Below are 21,850 nucleotides of genomic sequence, written 5' to 3'. Positions count from 1 at the left end.
AATTCACTTGCTGTAACTTACCGCTCCCTGTTTATTTGTAAATTAATTGAGGCGACAACTATCCTGACACAGGGGGCTTAAATTGATTGATTAACTCAGGAAGAGAAGTTACATAGTGCTCATTATCAAGAATGTTACCTTCCATTTTGCTTATATTGTTCACACTATCGATTGATGTATACGTCCTGACAGCTATAAATAGAGCTAATAGTGCAATGCAGAAGCCAACTGTCGATATTGTAAAACTCAGTAAATCTTTGCCCTCTTTAAGATAATATACCCAAACTGCAATACAAGAAGAAAACATGACGAGTATAAAAATTGTGAAATATATTATTTTTGATGTACGCATTTATCTTCCTAATATTATTAATATTTGTACGTATATATTGAACTAAAACCTAAAAAAACAGAACGCGTTAGCGCGTCAATCCAAGAAGCCTTTATTTATAAAATATCGTTCATCACACCAATATCCTTGAGGATAAATTGTACCCAATAATAGCATTTTAACTTTTCATTGAACCATGGCCATGTACCATCTTGTAGTAGCTAAATCATTTGAATAATTTGAACGCCGTACTGTCTTACATTCAAAATCAACCAAAACAGGCTTTAAAATCAGAGTTAAGGTCATCTATTTTTAATTAAAACCAACTCATTTTTGGACAAAAGTGCGTTACAGCTAATGCTTTATAGTTCATTATCACATTACGATAAGTGCAATGGTAAACACTAGGAAAGACATTTGTGGTCGACCGCTAATTAGATGACCAAATGAACAATGCCACTTAAGTCATCGACATAGAGTTATTTCGGACTTAAGCATATCAATTGTATGATTCTGAATCAGCAATAATTATAGCCATGTTAATTCCCCCTCCTCACGATGAGTTTTTTGCGCTTTATTTAGCAAATATATCAACCCATAAAAATAATTGAGTCGACTAAATTCAAATCTAAAAGGTTAAGGCTAAGAGGCCAAATCTATTAAAGTAAGTCATTCACACTTAACTAGCCATAAAATTGCCGTGAAACCCAAGCGGTAAATGGTAAGGTAACCAGGCTCTGGCTAATGGCCCTGCAGCTAAGTCATTCGCCGCAAAAATATTCAAGCAAGTACGTTTGCTCGGCACATGCAATGCAGTACCCATTAAGTAGCCGTTGCCCTCAACGCCTTTAGGGCAAACACTAACATGCTCTTCAACCAGGTAATCATCACCAAAATGATAATGCTGCGTAGCACCGGTATCAATATGCAAAGACGATAAGGTATCGCTCCATAAGCTGCTAGATTTAGCTGATAAGTGATACAAATACTGATTTTTAAGCCCCACAAGATGGTCGCATACCCGCGGAAACTCACTGCTATCGCCCACGGTTTGCATATCATAAGTGCCATCAATATATAAACTAAACAGGGCTGTTTGCGCCTTGACACTTGCCTGCGACATCTTACCTTGCATCACATTGGCCAACTTATGCAGCACATCAACATTAGGGTACAGGCTGGCGTCAAAGTGAATGGTGCCATTGGCTTCTTCCCACGCATTACCATAATGAAACGCAAAACCTGCGGGTAACTCAAAGCGTTTAGTCACTTTAAGTGACTGCTTATTTATCACAAATACACTCATTGGAATATCGCTATTATATTGAGTATGGGCAAAATTGCCTTCAATCACCTTATCAACAAACAATGACGGTAAAATGATCAACACACTTTTGTCTGTAATCAAAAAGTCATGCAACATACCGCCACGGTATTGGCTATTAATTAGACCCACATTTTTAACTTTGCCATTAGCCGCTAATTGATAAATCACCACCTGACCTGATGGATGTAAACCAAAATTCCAAATATCCCCATTAGGGTCAACTTTAGGATGTGCCGAAAAAGGCAGTCCTTGTAAACTGTTGTCATATTTAGACCCTGCGCCTAAATTAACCTGTTGAGTAAACTGCATGGTATCCCGGTCAATTTGGGTAGGAGATCCCGCCTCCCACAGCGCCCAAAGATCATCTCCCACCGCAATAATATTAGTATTAGCGGTATTAACCGTATCAGCGCTGGTCACAGGCAAAGCATGGGCAATTTTAGTATCAGGGCCTGAATAAACAAACTGCTGCGCCTGTTGCTCTTTAGCAAACTTAGGCGTGTTAATAAATTGGCCACGGTGGACTATTTTTTGGTCGCTAATCTCAAAACGCTGCAACATACCATCGCCTTCAAAAGCATGTAGATAACGAATATCGCCACGCTCATATTTGCCAGGGCCGTTACGATAAAAAACACCTTGTAAATCGGCAGGAATACGCCCTTCAATCGTCAGCGGTTGTGGCTCAAAGTTAGCGTCAACATTGGCAAAACCAATTAACTCAGGGTGCTGTGCCAGCGCCTGATTAAATTGCTGCTTAATATTAACCACAGTAGGAGCAGAAGATGCCAACGCATTCACTGCACCGGGCAACATGCTTGATGCGCCTATTATTCCCATGCCTTTTAAAAACTGTCTGCGTTGCATGCTCACCTCCAAAATTGTCACCTTTAAAATTGTCATCTCTAGAATTGCCATCTCCCAAATGAGTGGCTTAATAAATGATTTGTGTGTGGTTAATCTGGGTTGATGCGTCTTCAGTGACTGTGAAAGCAGCATCCGTATAAGCAACCGGACCATAATTAGGTTTAGCCTTGTTAGAAAAACCATACCCTTCAGACGGCAAACCAAATAAATTGGTGTCTAACGTGCCGTTATTATTCTCGTCCTGAAAAAAGCGCACCGCATACTCACCTGCGGGAACATCGGTAAAAGACACAAAATTAAGCCCCGCTTCAGCCTGAATGTAAGTCGCTGTTAGCGCATTGCCATTTAAGTAATTATCTTCACCATTAAACAGCTGCACATAAATCTTACTTTGCTGGGCATTGACCCCTGTAATCTCAAGCTTAATATCCGCAGCAAAAGTGGATGAATTAACCCACATTGATACAAACAGCAATGAAACGGCTAATAACGATGATTTACTCATATTGCTACTGTTAGTCTGAGTGAATTGAGTCGCGGCATTATGTGTCAATGTGCCAGTCAGTTTAGTCGTTAATCTAGTCATTTTTATGTTCCTATCGTCTGTGATAAAGGGGTTATCTTAATTGGCAGTTCGCATCGACATAAGCCGAGCCAATCTCGCCATTGCTTCGTGTTGAAAAGACGATAGAATGGAGCGATAAAAAATTAAAGTCGCTTTTCGTAAAGTGACCCAAAAACTTCGTAAAATGTAACTAAAAAGGAATGTGTACCTTTGACGAATCGTGAAATACCCTCAAATAATCAACAACTAAAATCTGAACCCACTAAAAACAAATTACTGCGCCAACTGCTTATTGTGGTGTTTATTGGATTATTTATTGGCTTTATGCGCCCCTTCGGCATGGATCAATTCACCCTATTATTGTCGATGAGTTACTGGGTGTTTACCTGTATTTGTGGCTATTTAATTTATATGCCACTGATCAATTTAGGCCATAAATACTTAGCAAAAAGCATCACTACGCTCTGGCAACGGGTAGCAATATCATCACTATTAGCCAGCCTAATAATGAGCCTAATTGTGCCTTTTATTGGCTGGCTATTTTTTGAACACACATTACATTTAGCTGATAATTTTCTACTCGCGCTGCCTAACACCCTGGTTATTGGCAGCATTATTACCTTTGTCAGCATGTTACAAAATCATGTTAATCATCAAAAACAGCAACTTGAACAATCACAACACGTCATTGAGCAATCGCAAAAGGTCATTGAACAGCATCAACAAAACAATGATATAAATGCCCTTCAAATTGACCAGTTTATGGGGTTATTACCATTAGAAAAGCGCGGACAATTACTGTGTTTAGAAATGGATGACCACTATTTAAAAGTGCACACAGACCAAGGCCAACATATGCTATTAATGCGCTTAAAAGATGCCTTAATGCAGCTAGAAGGGTTTCCTGGTATACAAACACATCGATCCTGGTGGGTAGCTAATCAGGCAGTTGTGTCGGTCAATAAAGAAAACAGAAAAATGTCATTACTGCTAACCAATCACCTTGAAGTGCCAGTTTCCAGAACCTTTGTCGAGGCGGTCAAGGCTGCTAATATAATTTAGCCTTTAATCATGATATTCATAGTTAACCCTATGCAGGCATGGCTAGCGGGATGCTAGATATAGCGGAACATAATCTGCGTCAATACCCCCATCCCCAATGCCAGTACGAGCAACTTCAATTCTAATTTCTATTATTAAAAGTTAAATGCCAGGTAAAGATGAGAATTTGTAGGTTAATTTAGTTGTAAGCTTTCTTATCATCTACTGAGTGCTAGCAAGTTTTGGGGCAAAGACGTGTTTCAAGGTGGCCTAGTGAATGACCGTAAATTGCACAGAATTACTAAATCTCTACTACGTTCTGCCCCTGATAATGTTAAAATCTCCGCATCAGAATTACCGAGAAACTCAATGTTTATCCATCATGTTAACGGCATCGACTGGCTAGTGATCACAGCTTTTGAAGAACTGAAAACTATGTTTATCGAAGAAGCCGGTACGATACCCTCTTGCTTCTCTACCGCCAGCGAATTGAAACTGGTTGATCAAGCAAAGCGAACTTATAGATATTTGCCTACTCTCAGAGGCGTAATCACCGATATCGGCACATATCAAAGACAGGGTAACGAAGAAGATTTTTACCCACAGCTTGCCTGCTTAGTTGAGGGGCGTGGTCGGGTATTTATCTATCACGGAGGCTTTGTAGCGTTTGTGGATGACGAGCAAACCTTTATTACCCGAATAGACTGAAAATTATTCAGTAAGTTGAAATCAGTGAATTGGCATCCCTAGCAAGGAATGGGTCAAAAACGAACTAGCTTTCTTGTCTTGAAAAAGGCCAAATTCAACTTTTAACTTGAAGCCGTTAAAGAAATGCGCATTAGTATTTTCACTCCTTAATACAAGATGGGCCGAAGTGAGGCTACAAACGAAGTTCAACGCTGGATAAATCCCCATGGCGACTTTTCGCATCTAATATTTAAGTCAATTGGGAAAATGTTGCCGGGTGGCTGGGCTAATTCTTTTATAAAGAATAAAGAGCGAACAGCCGTTGGTTTCCTTTTGCTCTGGTGTGGGTGAAGCGCCACAACGTTAGTGGCCGCAGGCCATATTCCAAACTAACTTAGGCAATACATAACTCTGAGTGATAAACGGATAAACAATAATGCCTACAGCAACTAAAGCCGGATAAAGTACGGTATCGCAACTAAGATTATTCCCATAATCAGCAAAGTAGTCACGCTGGCAACAAAATAAGGAAACACGATTAATGCCATTCCTACACACAAGGGAACAATCGCCCTTTGGCGCTTACCATAAACAAAATACCCCATGCCTATAGCGCCAAATAGCACACTCCACATGATCATTGATGCACTGCCCATCTGTGTTCCTCTTATCTAATCATCTTGCTATTTAAACCTTTAAATAAGGTTATAGCATGATTATTGTTTTTCTATCACGTCTCTATGATAAATCCAGATCATCGTTGGTGACATTATTCAGGCTGTAGAGTTAAACAAGCTGCCCTCCCCAGTCCTTAATAACCAATTCTTAATCCTTGAACACTGAAACACTGAAACACTGAACACTTAGCAGAATACATCACCCATATGGATAACATTAACACCTAACATTAGTCGGAGAGAATAAGGCTGTGGTTGTATAGTGACACACTCAAAAAAATACTGGTGAAAATTGGCTAAAACAAACAGATTTAATCAATATAACTCACGCTATGTGCTCAATGACTCTGCCGTTTTTCAATCAATACCAAGCTCATGGCTCTACAATCTATATCTGCACGAATGAGGCTATTTAGGGACATAACGCCTATTTTAAAATGATATTTTATCAATCAAAAACCTAAAAATAACTGCAGCTGTAATGATTTTATGTAAAATGTCTTCGTTTTTTACAACAAACCATCAACCAAAGCCAGATAACATTTAACCTATATAGAACAGCGCCTTATTTTTTATTATTAGTTTCCTATCTTATTTTGTCACTGGAATGTTGTGATCTATATCAAGTTATAACTTGATAATTACAGCACTAATCATTAGTATCGTTATTAATTGAGCGTTCAATTAACAACTCTTAATACAGATAACGGACCCCTTTTATGTCAAGACCTACAATGAAAAACGTCAGACAACAACAGCTGATAGATGCCACGTTAATGTCAATCGAACGTCATGGGTTACAAAACACTACTATTAATACCATTAGTGGATTGGCGGGAATGTCATCAGGGATCATCAGCCACTATTTTGGTGGTAAACAAGGGTTAATTGAAGCCACGCAGAAATTTCTGTTAGAGGAATTGAAGCAAGCATTACTGACAAGAACGTCAGGCAAAACATTAACCCCAATAGATCGGCTTTCAATGATCGTGGAAGCAAACTTTACCGAATTACAACGTTCAACAGCCGCGACAAAAACATGGTTAAGCTTCTGGTCCCAAGCGATGCACGATCCTGGGTTAGCAAGATTGCAAAACATTAATAGTCAGCGGTTATACAGCAACCTGCTTTTTTCGTTTAAACAATTATTACCCAATGCAGCAGCAGTTAATGCAGCCAAGCAAACAGCGGCAGTAATTGATGGTTTTTGGTTACGCAGTGCGTTGAGTACCACCCCAATAGAAGATTTTAAACAAGCCCAAATTTTATCTAAAGCCTTTATCAAGGCTGTGATCGTGCACAACGGAGTAGAATAATGTCATCGTTAGTTATTTATCAAAATTATATCCATGGAAAATACCAATCAAACGGTACAGGCGAAACATTTGAAGTGATCAATCCTGCTACTGGAGAAGTCAGCTATTTAGTTGAAGTAGCAACCGAGTCTGTGCAAAAAGCCGCCATAGAGAGTGCCAAAGCAGGTTTTGCAGTTTGGTCAGCGATGATGCCGATAGAACGTAGCCGCATTTTATTAAAAGCCGTTGCCCTACTCCGTGAGCAAAATGATGAGCTTGCTGCAGGTGAAGTATTGGATACCGGTAAGCCATGGCAAGAAGCCTCGGTTGTCGATATCGTTACTGGTGCTGACTCTATAGAGTTCTTTGCCGGACTCGCCCCAAGTATTGAAGGCAATCAACAGCCTGTTGGCGCTGACTTTTATTATACTCGCCGTGAGCCATTAGGTATTTGTGCTGGTATTGGCGCATGGAACTACCCGTTACAAATTGCTTGTTGGAAAGCAGCCCCTGCATTGGCTTGCGGCAACGTAATGATTTTTAAACCTTCAGAAGAAACACCTCGTGGCGCAATGCGTTTAGCAGAAATATTCACTCAAGCGGGTGTACCAAATGGCGTATTTAACGTTGTTCAAGGTGACGGTAGAGTTGGCGCATGGCTAACCACCAATGAAGATATCGCTAAAGTGTCATTTACGGGCGAAGTCGGAACCGGTAAAAAAGTGATGGCCGCTGCTGCGGGTTCACTAAAAGACGTGACCATGGAGCTAGGCGGAAAGTCGCCATTGATTATCTTTAATGATGCCGATGTTGAAAATGCGGTATCAGCAGCAATGTTAGCGAATTTCTATACTCAAGGTGAAGTGTGTACCAACGGTACTCGCGTGTTTGTGCAGCAAGATATTTATCCGCGCTTTATCCAACGCTTAAAAGAACGTACCGAACAAAACATCGTTTGCGGAGACCCAATGCACCCTGACACCAATTTTGGTGCATTGATTTCACGCGACCATCAGCAAAAAGTACTCGACTACATTGAAATCGGTAAAAAAGAAGGTGCCACCTTATTAACAGGCGGAACAGCATTAACGCCTGACAATGCACCGAATGGTTTCTTTGTGGCGCCGACTGTATTTACGGATTGCACTGATGAGATGACGATTTCGAAAGAAGAAATATTCGGCCCTGTGATGTCAGTATTTACCTTTGCTGATGAAGATGAAGTTGTTAAGCGTGCCAATAGTACTCACCTAGGCTTAGCAGCAGGTGTATTTACGCAAGACATTACCCGTGCACATCGTGTTATTCATCAAATGCAAGCCGGTATTTGTTGGATAAATGCTTATGGTGCCTCTCCTGCAGAAATGCCGGTTGGTGGTTACAAGATGTCTGGTATTGGTCGTGAGAATGGCTCTGAAACATTAAAAGCATACACCCAAATAAAAGCTGTTTACGTTGGTATGCAGTCACTTGAAAGCCCATTTTAGGAGTGACCCATTAATGTCTACGCAAATATCTCATGAATACGATTATATTATTGTTGGTGCCGGTAGCGCAGGTTGTGTATTAGCCAACCGCTTAACGGAAAATCCAGACAATAAAGTCCTGATACTTGAAACCGGTGGTAGCGACAAGAGCATTTTTATTCAAATGCCTACAGCGCTATCTATCCCTATGAATACTAAAAAGTATGCATGGCAGTTTGAAACCGAAGCCGAACCACATTTGGATAATCGCCGTATGCATTGCCCGCGTGGCAAAGTGTTAGGCGGTTCATCATCAATTAATGGCATGGTCTACGTACGTGGTCATGCGCGTGATTTTGACGAGTGGCAGCAACAAGGTGCAAAAGACTGGGATTACGCTCACTGTCTGCCTTACTTTAAAAAAGCTGAAACATGGTCTTTTGGCGGTAATGTTTATCGCGGTGATAAAGGCCCATTAGCGGTTAATAACGGTAATGAAATGAAAAACCCGTTATATCAAGCGTTTGTTGATGCAGGTGTCGATGCCGGCTACCTAGCCACTGATGATTACAATGCTAGTCAGCAAGAAGGCTTTGGCCCAATGCACATGACCGTAAAAAACGGCGTGCGTTGGTCTACGGCAAATGCGTACCTTCGCCCTGCAATGAAACGCCCTAATTTAACCGTGGTTACTCATGCGCTTGTGCATAAAGTGATTATGCAAGGCAAAACGGCTGTCGGCGTTCGTTACGAACGTAAAGGCGAGCTAATAGATGTTAACTGCAACAAAGAAGTGATTTTATCTGCAGGTTCTATTGGTTCACCGCATATTTTACAACTGTCGGGTATTGGTGATTCAAGCACGTTAGCTAGCGCAGGCATTGAACAAGTACATCAATTACCCGGTGTTGGTCAGAATCTGCAAGACCACTTAGAGTTTTACTTCCAATTTAAGTGCTTAAAGCCGATATCGCTCAATGGCAAAATTGACCCGTTAAACAAATTGTTTATTGGTGCTCGCTGGATTTTTAATAAATCAGGTTTGGGCGCAACTAACCATTTCGAATCGTGTGGATTTATCCGCTCAAAAGCGGGTTTAGAGTGGCCGGATCTACAGTATCATTTTTTACCTGCTGCTATGCGTTACGACGGTAAAGAAGCATTCGCTGGCCATGGTTTCCAAGTTCATATTGGCCACAATAAACCTAAAAGCCGCGGCGCCGTAACGGTTGTATCAAATGATGCCAAGGTTGCGCCACAAATTCAGTTCAATTATTTATCGCATCAAGATGATATTGAAGGCTTTAGAGCGTGTGTGCGCTTAACCCGTGAAATTATTAATCAACCGGGTTTAGATGAGTATCGTGGTGAAGAAATTCAACCAGGCTTATCAATACAGACCGATGAAGAAATTGATCGCTTTGTAAGAAGCTCAGTAGAAAGTGCTTACCACCCTTCTTGTTCATGCAAAATGGGTGAAGATGAGATGGCGGTTGTCGACTCTGAAACAAAAGTTCACGGTATTCATGGTTTACGAGTGGTTGACTCGTCAATTTTCCCGACCATTCCAAATGGCAACTTAAACTCCCCGACTATCATGGTCGCCGAGCGCGCTGCCGACATCATTTTAGGCAACAAACCTCTTGCGCCAAGTTTGGCAAAAGTGACTATTGCTGAGCAATGGCAAACATCACAACGATTACAAGCGCCTAAACGACAAATTGATTAACACCCATTCGTCGATGTGTATTCATTTATAGACATCGACAACAGGTTGATGGCCAACCTACATTTTTGTAAATGGCCTATTTAGCCAAGTTCAATCTATCAGGGTTTAACTATCGTCATCACGATACTTAAGGCTTGAGGGCGTTTTGCCTTTAAAAATTGTTCTATGGCATAAAAAACATACAACAAGGAGCCAACATTATGTTCGCACACACTATTCACCCGGGAGTTAAATAATGACGACCTGGTTATCAATAGGCATTTTATTCACTTTTGCCGCTATCGCATTTGTTATTTATCGTTGGGGTAACATGCAGTGCATTGGTGTGACACCGGTGCGTAAATTTACCTTTATTGCCATTTTGTTCACTTCAGGGCTTGATGTTGGCTTAATCATGTTTCCGTTAACTGAATTTGCTGGTTATGCAGATTTGGCAACCAGTCCAGAATATGGATTTAGTAATCCGTTAGCCATAGAGTTTGGTTTTTGGGCCTGCTTAATTTGGGCGTTTTACTTTTTAACCTGCTTCTACTTTTGTGTTATTGAACCAAGAGTAAAGTATTTTGAAATTCCATTGATAAAGTTTATTAATAACGTAGTAATCATTGGTACATGTGCCTTTACCGCTTATTTATTATTAACTAACTTACCATGGTATTTACCGCAATTAGGTGATGGTGAAACCGTTGTCAGCAGCTTCTATTTAATCGTGTTTATGGTTATTGCCGCCGCAGTGTATTCAAGCACCAGTATTCGCTATGTTCGTTATCTTAGTTTAGGCAGTACCTGGTTGTTCTTTGGTTTAATCGCCATCATGTGGGCGGGCGCATTTTTATCAGACGATTCTAGTGTGGGTGAGTTCTTTACTACATTTGCATTAATTGGTGACTATTTTGGCAACATCCATAACTTTGTACTTCCAATAAACGATTACCACGAATTTTACCTATTCTGGTGGTTTGCATGGAGCATTATGATTGGTCAATTTACCGCTCGTTTTGTGGGTGGAATGAAAACCTATCAAGTATTAATAGCCATGATGGTATTCCCTTCAATTCCAATCGCGATTTGGTTCACGGTTCTGTACTACTACAGCGCGAATGGTATTGATACGTCAGGTTTTTATAATCTAGCAATGGTGATTGTAGGGGTAATGTTTGTTATTAACTCACTCGATTCACTGGTTCGTTTATATACAGATAACTTAAACCTTACCGTTGAACGTTTTGGTAAAGTACCTTATATCATCGGTAATGTAGTGGTACTGAGTGGCTTAACCTTGTTATTCAAACTAGACTTTTTACAAATTCAATGGGTTGGCGCTCTCGCTATTGCCTTGATATTAAGTTGTTTCGGATACATTTTAAAATCGCACTACCGTAAAGTGACTGATATAGAACGTTCTCCAAAAGAAAATAAAATCGATTTTACTAAAATCGAATTAGCAGACTAAACAATAATAATGATCCAAGGAATAATGATGAACACCACAATGAAAAAATTAGCCTTATTAAGCTTATTTGCTTTACCGACTTCAGTAATGGCTGGTGAGTTAAGCACAACCGTTAATGCAACCTCTGACTATACCTTTAATGGTGTTAGCCAAACAGACAATGATCCTGCCTTACAAGCTAGCCTAGACTATGCTGCCGATGACGGTTGGTACGTTGGAGCTTGGGCATCGAATGTTGACTTTGGCAGTGCTGATGACACTTGGCTAGAACTTGATTTTTACGCAGGTAAATATTTTGAACTAACAGACAGAGTGTCTGTAGATGCGGGTATTGCATATTACACTTACCATGGTGATGATGCCTCTGATGAGTATTACTACCCAGAGATTTACACTAAGTTTGGCTATGCTTCATCGCTTGGTCAAAGTGAATTAAACTTTTGGTATTCATGGGATTACTTTGGTGTTGATGCTGACCATTACATCATGATGGTTGCTCATACCTTCACCATTGCAGAAGGTCATGACATCCGTGTTAGTTTTGACCGCTCTACTTCGCAAGACGAAGACAAATGGGCATGGGACGGTGACAAGTCTTACAACCATTATCGCGCAGAGTACTTAACCAGCTGGGAAGGTTTTGACTTCAACGTTGCCGTTGAAGACACGAGCATGGACACAGACTTAAGCGATACCCGCGCAGTATTATCGGTATCACGTACTTTCAGTCTTTAAGTTGTAATTGCTGATAAAATAGCTAAGCAGAATAATGTCTATGACATTATTCTGCTTTTTTTGATATTGGACATGAGTAATAAGCCGAATTCTGCTAAGGTGCATGGTGAATTATGAGGGGATTATGGAAAAATACGAACAACTATTAATTTCATTGCGCCGGGTGATCAGAGCTATTGATATACACTCACGTCAATTAAATAAACTATCGGGTCTAACTGGACCACAATTAATGGTCATACAGAAAATTGATCAACTTGACGCTCCACTGGCCAAACAAATAGCTCAAGAAATTAATTTGAGTGCAGCGACAGTGACGACCATTATTGATCGATTAGAAAATCGTGGCATGGTGATTAGAACGCGCAGCGAAACCGACAAACGGAAAGTTCATTTATCGTTAAGTGACGCAGGTAAAACGTTATTAAATAGCGCACCTAAACCACTGCAAGAACATTTTATTATGCGTTATCAAAACCTTGAAGAATGGGAACAAAGTCAATTATTGTCTGCCGTTGAGCGGATAGCTACCATGATGGATGCCAATGAAATTGATGCTGCCCCTGTTTTATATGTAGGCCAAATTCAACTAGACGATCAGTCTTAGTCACCACCCTTTTCTATTCATAACGTGATGGTTCATAGAGTTACAGGCCTCTCACGTTATGTTTCATTCCTAGACAAGCCTAGCTTCAAGCTAACATTTGATTCCAAAGTGTGACTAACCCAAAGATCTTATCATCAGCATCCTCCTCTATTGTAAAGTCTCCCCACCAATTCAATAACACTTAATATTCAGCTCAATTTTCTGACGATTGTTATTAATAAAGAGCGGCACGCCTGATATTCAACCAGAGCGCGAGGGATTTTGAGCTTTCAATCTAATTCACAAATTTTAAACGTAAAAAAGCCCCAACTAATGTTGAGGCTTTTTTACACCACTCTCTATTACTAGAGATTATAATGGTACCCGAGGCCGGACTTGAACCGGCACGCTTATTCAGCGAGGGATTTTAAATCCCTTGTGTCTACCGATTCCACCACTCGGGCAAAGTGTTGTTTTAACCGTTACTAAAAGTAACCATCAAACGCAATTTCGTGGAGGCGCGACCCGGAGTCGAACCGAGATCGACGGATTTGCAATCCGTAGCATAGCCATTCTGCCATCGCGCCATGCTTTAACCAAATTCAAATCCATCGGATAAGATAAGAAATTGGAGCGACATATCGGGTTCGAACCGATGACCTATACCTTGGCAAGGTATCGCTCTACCAACTGAGCTAATGTCGCATTTGTATCGCCTATAACCTTTACTAAATTTGTAAGAACAATAATGCCTTTCAAACTTAACAGCTGAAGAAGTTTCCCCTGACTGCGGAATGGCATTCTACCGTTTTAGCCCCGATAGTCAATCAATAAAAACACATTTATTGCAACATAATGACTGTTTGATGCATAAATCATCATTATGATTAAATAAATTACAACGCGCATAAAAAAGCACCTCCAAAGAGACGCTTTATCATAAATATGACGGTAAGTACTCAATAAACAGCGATATTAAGCTTGTACGCCTTTCGAGTATTCACCACCATGAATGGTTAGTTTTTATAACACATTAGCTTTTTGGTAATGATAATGTGGTTAAACCAAGCATTTTTTGCATAACGCCAACAACCTGGCAGCTATAGCCAAATTCGTTGTCATACCATACGTATAAAATGGCACGTTTACCCTCTGCTATCGTCGCTTGCGAATCAACAACTCCGGCATAACGTGAACCGACTAAATCGCTAGATACTATTTCAGTCGATTCAGTAAAATCAATTTGATTTTGTAATCCAGACTGTAATGCGACATCTTTTAAATATTCATTCAGTTCATCACGATTAGTTTCATGTTGTAAATTAACACTAATAATCGCCATTGATACGTTAGGTGTTGGAACTCGGATTGCGTTACCGGTTAGCTTACCCGCTAATACAGGCAATGCTTTAGCAACAGCTTTAGCGGCACCCGTTTCAGTAATCACCATGTTTAACGGTGCACTGCGACCACGACGGTCGGCACTATGGTAATTATCGATTAGATTTTGATCATTCGTATACGAGTGAATCGTTTCTACGTGGCCATTCTCAATAACGTATTTGTCATTAACCGCTTTCAACACTGGCGTAATAGCGTTTGTAGTGCAGCTTGCCGCTGAAACAATTGTGTCTTCATCAAGAATATCGTTTTCATTCACACCATAGACGATATTTTTAATAGCGCCTTTAGCAGGTGCCGTTAACAATACTTTTGAAGCTCCTGGGCTTTTAAGGTGTAAACCTAAACCCTCTTCATCTTTCCAAATACCAGTATTATCGACAATTAATGCATCTTTAATATCATACTGAGTGTAATCGACTTGATCAGGAGAATTTGCGTAAATAATCTGAATATAAGTGCCGTTAGCGATGATTGCGTTGTTTTCTTCATCAACTTCGACAGAGCCATTAAATGGTCCGTGTACCGAGTCACGACGCAATAAGCTAGCACGTTTCTCTAAATCACCCTTTTTACCACCGCGCAACACAATGGCACGCAGACGCAATTTGTTGCTTTTACCGGTACGTTCAATTAATAAACGTGCCAGCAAACGGCCGATACGACCAAAACCATAAAGTACAACATCACGAGCCGGGGTATCATCACCGTGATTAACCGCTTCTGACAATTCTTGTGTCATATAAGCTTCAATACCGCTCGCATCCTTGTTATTACGCCAGTAATTAATCGCTAATTTACCAATATCCACTCTGCAATGTTTAATCGCTAATTTGCTAAGTGCTACAACAAATGGGAAACTTTCACGAAGACGTAATTTTTCACCGACATGACGACGTACTAAACGGTGTGACTTAATGATTTCGATGGTTGATGCATTAAGCAATGGTTTACCATATACCATTACTTCAATGCCTTGGTTACGATACAACTTGCCAAGCAACGGTTGCATTGCTTCTGCCATTTCGAAACGTTCTTGCCAGCTCTGTAAATGTTTATCTGCGCTCATGTAGGGATCCTTTATCTCACTTTTCTCGTTTTTTCAGAAAGGTTTGAGTAACAAAAAGAAAAGACCAATAATTTAGTATATTGTATGGGGGTGGCCCCTGTTGGTCGCCGACATTGTAATGAAATACAGGTTATTTCGCTAGTAACAAATTTTCGGTAAATGTGTAATTTTATTAGACAATTTACCTCTCGGAGACGATTTTGAGCAAAAATTTTGTATTAATTACATCATTTACAGTTATTGGGGCATTATTTGGCCTTTTTGGCTGCGATAATGACCGTAATAGCGACCTCATTTGTAAAAATAATCCCGAACTTTGTAGCGATTTACACAAAGATAGTTGGTGCCGATTTGAAAAAGGCGACTTGATCCGTCATCGATACGCGTTAAAACAGAGTTCGACACCCACTGGGAAACAACTTTATCAGCAGCTGGTTTATCTAGAAAATTACAGTAACTGCATCGAATTAGCCGCAGGGGTTCAACATAAGTTGAATACCGACCGTACACGAGATCGCGAGCGAGCATTTGCGGTAAGTACTCAAACATTATCTGAACTTCAAGAATTTACCCGCACTAATAATGAGGTGCATTTGGCATTTTATCGTTGGACGCGTTTCAACGATCAAGACGCATTCGCCATTGTTGAACGCACCTATAAGCAAGGTGAACTCACCGACAATGACATTATTACCCAACTAGCAGCTTATTATGTGCGAGTCTCACCTAACGACGCTAAAACGCTTTATTTGCATTTGTTAGCCACAACAGAACCAGCCAAAATCGATGCTGATTGGTTTTTAGCGTTAGCATCAATATATCGGCAACAACAAAATGCTGAAAAAGAATACCTGTTAACTCGAGCAAATTTGTTAATGAGTGACAACCATGCCGATGAAGAAAAGTTATTGGCCATTATTAAAGGTAATAAAACATTAGCGACAGAACTCGATAAACAAGCACTTGAATTAATCTCTGCGGTAATGAGTAAACAATTTGCACAGAGTCGCAGCGAGATGTTACTAAAGTAAGCATAAATCACCTCACTAATCGGCCAATATTATCTCGCTTACGTTAGTGTACAACTTACAAAACTGTGCTTAATTTATATTCAAAATGAGCTTAATGTAAAAAAAATACAAAATTATTGGCTTAATTCGGCATATTTAGGTGATTTAGCTTGATTATTACAGCCAATTTGGTAATTTTACAACCAGGCGATTTACATGCCACCAAATTATTTTAACTTGAGGGATATGAGATGACTATCCGTGTAGCAATTAACGGCTATGGCCGTATCGGTAGAAATGTTTTACGTGCTCTATACGAAAGCGAAAAAAATTACCCAATCGAAATCGTTGCATTAAACGATTTAGGTGATGCATCAATTAATGCTCACTTAACTAAGTACGATACTGTACATGGTCGTTTCAACGCAAAAGTTGATCACGACGATGAAGCTATCTATGTTAATGGCGACAAGATCTTAACTTTCCAAGAACGTGACCCATCAAAGTTACCTTGGGCTGAGTTGAAAATTGACATCGTTTTCGAATGTACTGGTATTTTCACTTCTAAAGAATCTGTGCAACCGCACCTTATTGCTGGCGCTAAGAAAGTACTTATTTCTGCACCAGGTAAGAATGTTGATGCCACTGTTGTTTACGGCGTAAACAACGAAGTATTAACTGCTGATATGACAGTAGTTTCAAATGCTTCTTGTACTACTAACTGTTTAGCGCCTATTGCTAAGCCGTTAAATGATGAGCTTGGGATTGAGTCTGGTTTAATGACCACTATCCACTCTTACACTAACGATCAGCGTTTATCTGATGTGTATCACACAGATTTACGTCGTGCTCGTGCTGCGGCAATGTCTATGATCCCTACCCAAACCGGTGCAGCTGCTGCAGTAGGTTTAGTGGTTCCTGAGCTTCAAGGCAAATTTGACGGTTTAGCGGTACGTGTACCAACAATTAACGTATCTTTAGTTGACTTAACCTTCTTAGCGTCTCGCGACACTACTGTTGAAGAAGTTAATGCCATCATTACTCGTGCTTCACTACAGTCTCCAATGTCTGAAGTTTTAGCGATTAATGTAGAACCATTGGTGTCTATCGACTTTAACCATAATCCTTTCTCTTCGAATTTCGACGCAACACAAACTCGTGTTAATGGTCGTTTAGTGAAAGTGATGTCTTGGTATGATAACGAATGGGGTTTCAGTAACCGCATGTTAGACAACGCTGTTGCACTAATGAACGCTAAGTAATCTACAAATATTATTTAATACTTGATAGAAATCTAGTTAGCTTAAGAGCCTCGCATATATGCGGGGCTTTTTGTTTTGGCTGCTGGGTAAGCAACATCCCCTTCTCTTATTGTTTCGATGCAGTGTTGATTTCTGTTTATTAACTTTCTTTTGATCTATGCGGCCTTCGGTCGAGAAGCTAGTGGCGTTTCGCTCACACCTAAGTCAAAGGGTAAAGCGATTGATCTCCTCATCGCTCCAACTAAATCTTTTGATAAGCAGAATATTTAGATCGAGACTAATTCAGCGTTTAACTTCGCTAGTCACGCCCTCGCCCATTGTCAAAAATCCCTAGCGCTTCCGATAGCAATCTGATGTCAATGGATTTACGAATGCCATGGTAATGGAATATCAAGGAGTGACTCTGACCAGCGAAAGCTAATATGACATCCATGCCATGCTCACGGCGTTGTTTCAATGGACTCTATATAAGTGTATTTGCAGAAATAAATGACTTTTTATAAAAACAAAAAAGCCGACTAAATGTCGGCTTTCTGTTTTCATGGACATTAAACCTAAACGTTTAAGCGTTGCCCTTCACTTTCATGTTCAATTCTTTGGCAAAATCGAGCATGCGGGTGAGTGGGATGAGTGCTTTAATGCGAAGTTCTTCACCCACAAATATTTCATGATTGGTTTTATCGGCATCGACTAATGAAGCTTCGATAGCGGGTAAACCGTTCATGGCCATCCATGGACAGTGGGCGCAGCTTTTACAGGTTGCTCCATTGCCGCCGGTTGGGGCTTCAAGTAATATTTTACCAGGAGCCGCTTGCTGCATTTTATAAAAAATGCCGCGATCGGTAGCGACGATAAACTTGTCGTTTGGCATGGTTTGCGCAGCTTTAATCAGCTGGCTAGTAGAGCCTACAGCATCAGCAAGTTCTACTACACTGGCAGGTGATTCTGGGTGTACTAGAATCGCCGCCGTAGGATGCTGTTTTTTAAGCTCACGAAGTGCTTTGGCTTGAAACTCATCATGCACAATACAATCGCCTTGCCATAACAGCATGTCGGCGCCAGTTTGTTTGTTGATGTAAGCGCCTAGGTGACGATCGGGTGCCCAGATAATTTTTTTATCTTGGCTGTCTAAATGCTCGACAATTTCAAGTGCGATGCTTGAGGTTACGACCCAATCCGCACGTGCTTTTACTGCGGCAGAGGTATTAGCATATACCACAACCGTATGGTCGGGATGGGCATCGCAAAACTCACTGAATTGCTCAATCGGGCAACCTAAATCTAATGAACAGGTTGCTTCAAGAGTTGGCATTAAAATGGTTTTTTCTGGGCTTAAGATTTTAGCGGTTTCGCCCATAAACTTAACGCCAGCAACAATTAATGTTTTGGCTGGGTGATCACGACCAAAGCGGGCCATTTCTAATGAATCAGACACACAACCGCCCGTCTCTTCAGCTAATGCTTGAATTTCAGGATCGGTATAATAATGGGCAACAAGTACTGCATTTTGATCAATCAATAACTGTTTAATACGTGCTTTATACTGTGCTTTTTCAGTGTCAGACAACACGGCAGGTTTTGGCGGAAACGGATATTCAATCATTTCAATTTTAGGTGCCGACAGACTCATACAGGTTCCAATCGATTTACATTGTTCGAGTATTATACGAAAAAGCCACTTAAAACAAAAGGACGTGTTAGCGTCCTTTTGGATAAGATAGTGCAATTAACACTAATCATCATTAGCGCATGGCTAATAACATTTCTTGTGGTTGCTCTAGGTAGTGTTTCCACAAATTACAGAAGCGAGCAATGGTGCCACCATCAATAACGCGGTGATCGCCAGACCAACTTACTTGCATAATTTTACGCGCTTCAACTTCACCTTTAGCATTAAAGCGTGGCAGTATTTGTAACTTACCTAACGCCACGATGGCCACTTCCGGCTTGTTAATAATCGGCGTTGCTATGGTACCGCCTAATGCGCCGATATTAGAAATCGAAATGGTACCGTCTTTCAAATCTGCTGGCGACACACGGCCACTGCGTGCGGCGGTGGTTAAGCGTGAAATTTCAGCAGCAATATCCAAAATAGACTTACTTTGTACGTCTTTAACATTCGGTACCAATAAACCCATTTTTGAATCAACGGCCATACCAATGTTATGACGAGACTTGTAAGTGAGTTCGGTACAATCTGCATTAACTTGGCTATTTAATATCGGAAATTCTGTGATCGCTAATGACATGGCCTTCATAAAGAATGGCATCATGGTCAGCTTCACTTCGTCAGTTGAATAGCGTTGCTTCATGCTTTCACGTAAGGCAACGAGTTCGGTAAGGTCAAACTCTTCACAGTAAGTAAAATGAGGGATAGTCGATACTGACTCAACCATCATTTTCGCCATAATAGCTTTGACGCCTTTGATAGGTTCAACCCGATCGTTCGCCGTTACATTACTCACTATGCCGCTATTCACAGAACTGCCAGCTTGAGCATTATCTTGACTCGTTGACGTCACTGGCGTTGTGCTTGCTGCAGCTTGAGTGGCATGACCACCTTGCTGATGACGTTCAATATCTTCTTTGTAAACTCGGCCATTTTTGCCTGTGCCAACAACCATAGCAATATTAATGTCCAGTACGCGTGCCATGCGGCGAACGGCTGGGCTAGCTAAAGCTTTACCTTGTGCAACAGGTTCAAGGTTAACTTGTGGCGCAGCTGCTTGTGCTTGTTCAACCACTTCAACAGGAGCTGACGGAGCATTAACTTCAGCTTCTACTTCAATGGCGAATAAAGGTGAGTGCACTTTAGCAAGCTGACCTTTACGATAATGCAGTTTGACAATTTTACCGGCTTTCATGGCCGGGATTTGCACTAAGGCTTTATCGGTCATCACATCAGCGATGGGTTGATCTTCAACGACGATATCGCCTTCTTCGACTAACCAATCAACCAATTCACATTCAACAATCCCTTCACCGATATCAGGCAATAAGAACTCTTCAATGTTTGACTGACTGCTGGTTGTGGCCGTAACAGCATTACTGTTGTTAACAGCTGAATCGTTAACCGGTGTCATGGCAGCTACAGGGGCTTCAATGACGCTATCGTTGTCATCTCCATCCATTTCTACTGCGTACAATGGTTGATGCACAATGGCGATTTCACCTTTGGCGTAGTAAAGCTTGGTAATTTTTCCAGCATGGGGCGCCGGAATTTGCACTAAGGCTTTATCTGTCATTACATCAGCAATCGGTTGATCTTCAGTGACAATGTCACCTTCGCTAACTAACCAATCAACTAATTCACATTCCACCACACCTTCGCCGATGTCGGGTAAAATAAAATCTTTAATCATACCTTACTCCTAAAACGACACTGTGGCCTTGATGGCTTCGAAGGTCTTTAACTCATCTGGCATGTATTCTTTTTCATGCACCAATGGATAAGGCGTATCTAATCCACACACACGACTGATCGGTGATTCAAGCGATAAGAAACATTCTTGCTGAATAGTTGCCGCAATTTCACCAGCAAAACCACCGGTTAATGGCGCTTCATGGTTAATCAGTAAACGACCTGTTTTGGTCACTGATTTTGCGATAGTTTCAACATCCCATGGAGCGATAGTGCGTAAGTCGATAATTTCGCATGAAATACCTTCTTTCTCGGCACGTTCGCAGGCTTTTTCGACGATTTCCATCTGTGCGCCCCAAGCCAGAACAGTAATATCACTGCCCTGCTTAACCACTTGTGCTTTGCCTAATTCGATAACGTAGTCACCGGCTGGAACTTCGCCAACAGATGCGCGGTACAAACGTTTAGGTTCAAAGAAAATCACCGGGTTTGGATCGCGAATAGACGCCAGCAACAACCCTTTAGCTTGTTCTGGATTACGCGGAATAACCACTTTTAAACCAGGCGTTTGGGTAAAATAGGCTTCAGGTGATTGAGAGTGGTAATGTCCACCGGCAATACCACCACCGTATGGTGTGCGGAAGGTTAACCCACCCACATCAAATTGATTACCACTGCGGTATCTAAATTTTGCCGATTCATTAACGATTTGATCGAATGCCGGAAAAATATAATCAGCAAACTGAATTTCTGCAACAGCAGTCATGCCATAAGATGCTAGGCCATTAGCAAAACCAGCAATACCTTGTTCAGTTAGCGGCGTGTTAAAACAACGGTCGCGACCAAACTGCTCTTGTAAACCAGAAGTCGCGCGAAAAACACCACCGAAGTGGCCAACGTCTTCACCAAAAATCACCATGCGCTCGTCGGCAGTCATGGCTATTGATAACGCCTCGTTGATGGCGTGTAACATATTCATTTGAGCCAC

The 21,850-nt window shown here is 41.0% G+C and carries 17 protein-coding genes and 3 tRNA genes; 10 read left to right on the top strand and 10 right to left on the bottom strand.

Going from position 1 to position 21,850, the window contains the following annotated elements; translation table 11 throughout:
- Positions 1-1,010: 1,010 nt before the first annotated feature.
- Positions 1,011-2,525, bottom strand: coding sequence for a carotenoid oxygenase family protein (locus tag AAEY99_RS14540; RefSeq protein WP_351010966.1), 1,515 nt, complete (start codon positions 2,523-2,525; stop codon positions 1,011-1,013).
- Between the two features lie 67 nt (positions 2,526-2,592).
- Complete coding sequence (locus tag AAEY99_RS14535; RefSeq protein ID WP_259395460.1) at positions 2,593-3,111, bottom strand: DUF2141 domain-containing protein; 519 nt, start codon at positions 3,109-3,111, stop codon at positions 2,593-2,595.
- A 189-nt stretch (positions 3,112-3,300) separates the two neighbouring features.
- Between AAEY99_RS14535 and AAEY99_RS14530 the strand changes: the two genes are divergently transcribed.
- Complete coding sequence (locus tag AAEY99_RS14530; RefSeq protein ID WP_351010964.1) at positions 3,301-4,152, top strand: LytTR family DNA-binding domain-containing protein; 852 nt, start codon at positions 3,301-3,303, stop codon at positions 4,150-4,152.
- A 348-nt stretch (positions 4,153-4,500) separates the two neighbouring features.
- Positions 4,501-4,839, top strand: coding sequence for a cytosolic protein (locus AAEY99_RS14525; RefSeq protein ID WP_182744462.1), 339 nt, complete (start codon positions 4,501-4,503; stop codon positions 4,837-4,839).
- Between the two features lie 428 nt (positions 4,840-5,267).
- Here AAEY99_RS14525 and AAEY99_RS14520 read toward each other — a convergent pair whose 3' ends face one another.
- The gene (locus AAEY99_RS14520; protein WP_101088339.1) at positions 5,268-5,474 is read right to left on the bottom strand and encodes a hypothetical protein; all 207 of its coding nucleotides are present in this window, start codon (positions 5,472-5,474) and stop codon (positions 5,268-5,270) included.
- Positions 5,475-6,214: 740 nt separating this feature from the next.
- On the opposite strand from AAEY99_RS14520, the gene betI reads away from it, so the two are divergent.
- The 6 genes from betI to AAEY99_RS14490 all read left to right on the top strand — a co-directional run bounded on the left by betI (position 6,215) and on the right by AAEY99_RS14490 (position 12,780).
- A complete protein-coding gene (gene betI / locus AAEY99_RS14515) occupies positions 6,215-6,811 on the top strand; it encodes a transcriptional regulator BetI (protein ID WP_101088340.1) in 597 nt (198 codons plus the stop codon).
- The gene (gene betB, locus AAEY99_RS14510) at positions 6,811-8,277 is read left to right on the top strand and encodes a betaine-aldehyde dehydrogenase (RefSeq protein WP_101088341.1); all 1,467 of its coding nucleotides are present in this window, start codon (positions 6,811-6,813) and stop codon (positions 8,275-8,277) included. Before betI ends, betB begins: the two co-directional genes overlap by 1 nt.
- 13 nt (positions 8,278-8,290) lie before the next feature.
- The gene (gene betA, locus AAEY99_RS14505) at positions 8,291-9,985 is read left to right on the top strand and encodes a choline dehydrogenase (protein WP_182744768.1); all 1,695 of its coding nucleotides are present in this window, start codon (positions 8,291-8,293) and stop codon (positions 9,983-9,985) included.
- Positions 9,986-10,220: 235 nt separating this feature from the next.
- The gene (locus AAEY99_RS14500; RefSeq protein ID WP_101088343.1) at positions 10,221-11,438 is read left to right on the top strand and encodes a BCCT family transporter; all 1,218 of its coding nucleotides are present in this window, start codon (positions 10,221-10,223) and stop codon (positions 11,436-11,438) included.
- A 27-nt stretch (positions 11,439-11,465) separates the two neighbouring features.
- Complete coding sequence (locus tag AAEY99_RS14495; protein WP_101088344.1) at positions 11,466-12,173, top strand: TorF family putative porin; 708 nt, start codon at positions 11,466-11,468, stop codon at positions 12,171-12,173.
- A 124-nt stretch (positions 12,174-12,297) separates the two neighbouring features.
- Entirely contained in the window at positions 12,298-12,780 is a 483-nt protein-coding gene (locus AAEY99_RS14490) for a MarR family winged helix-turn-helix transcriptional regulator (protein WP_101088345.1), read from the top strand.
- A gap of 357 nt (positions 12,781-13,137) precedes the next feature.
- Here AAEY99_RS14490 and AAEY99_RS14485 read toward each other — a convergent pair.
- From AAEY99_RS14485 to AAEY99_RS14470, 4 genes are all read right to left on the bottom strand, one after another.
- Positions 13,138-13,223: transfer RNA gene (locus AAEY99_RS14485), tRNA-Leu, on the bottom strand.
- A 49-nt stretch (positions 13,224-13,272) separates the two neighbouring features.
- Positions 13,273-13,346 (bottom strand) — tRNA-Cys (locus AAEY99_RS14480).
- A 42-nt stretch (positions 13,347-13,388) separates the two neighbouring features.
- Positions 13,389-13,464 (bottom strand) — tRNA-Gly (locus tag AAEY99_RS14475).
- Positions 13,465-13,792: 328 nt separating this feature from the next.
- Positions 13,793-15,229: a glyceraldehyde-3-phosphate dehydrogenase gene (locus AAEY99_RS14470; protein WP_011637403.1), complete on the bottom strand. Its 1,437-nt coding sequence runs from the start codon at positions 15,227-15,229 to the stop codon at positions 13,793-13,795.
- Between the two features lie 200 nt (positions 15,230-15,429).
- Here AAEY99_RS14470 and AAEY99_RS14465 point away from each other — a divergent pair, with 200 nt between their 5' ends.
- Together AAEY99_RS14465 and gap are read left to right on the top strand one after the other, a co-directional pair.
- A complete protein-coding gene (locus AAEY99_RS14465; protein ID WP_162023057.1) occupies positions 15,430-16,260 on the top strand; it encodes a DUF2989 domain-containing protein in 831 nt (276 codons plus the stop codon).
- A 230-nt stretch (positions 16,261-16,490) separates the two neighbouring features.
- A complete protein-coding gene (gene gap / locus AAEY99_RS14460; protein WP_101088347.1) occupies positions 16,491-17,501 on the top strand; it encodes a type I glyceraldehyde-3-phosphate dehydrogenase in 1,011 nt (336 codons plus the stop codon).
- A 562-nt stretch (positions 17,502-18,063) separates the two neighbouring features.
- Here gap and nadA read toward each other — a convergent pair.
- The 3 genes from nadA to AAEY99_RS14445 all read right to left on the bottom strand — a co-directional run bounded on the left by nadA (position 18,064) and on the right by AAEY99_RS14445 (position 21,850).
- Positions 18,064-19,131 carry a quinolinate synthase NadA gene (gene nadA, locus AAEY99_RS14455; protein ID WP_162023056.1) on the bottom strand — a complete coding sequence of 356 codons (1,068 nt, stop codon included), beginning with the start codon at positions 19,129-19,131 and terminating at the stop codon, positions 18,064-18,066.
- Between the two features lie 112 nt (positions 19,132-19,243).
- Positions 19,244-20,863 (bottom strand): dihydrolipoyllysine-residue acetyltransferase, encoded by a 1,620-nt coding sequence (locus AAEY99_RS14450; RefSeq protein ID WP_351010961.1) that lies wholly within the window; start codon positions 20,861-20,863, stop codon positions 19,244-19,246.
- Positions 20,864-20,872: 9 nt separating this feature from the next.
- Positions 20,873-21,850: an alpha-ketoacid dehydrogenase subunit beta gene (locus tag AAEY99_RS14445; protein ID WP_011637397.1), complete on the bottom strand. Its 978-nt coding sequence runs from the start codon at positions 21,848-21,850 to the stop codon at positions 20,873-20,875.

It is taken from the genome of Shewanella sp. S1-58-MNA-CIBAN-0166 (assembly GCF_040310085.1).
Lineage (GTDB): Bacteria > Pseudomonadota > Gammaproteobacteria > Enterobacterales > Shewanellaceae > Shewanella.
Note: the sequence above shows the minus strand (reverse complement) of the source record. Positions and strands in the feature narration are given on the sequence as shown.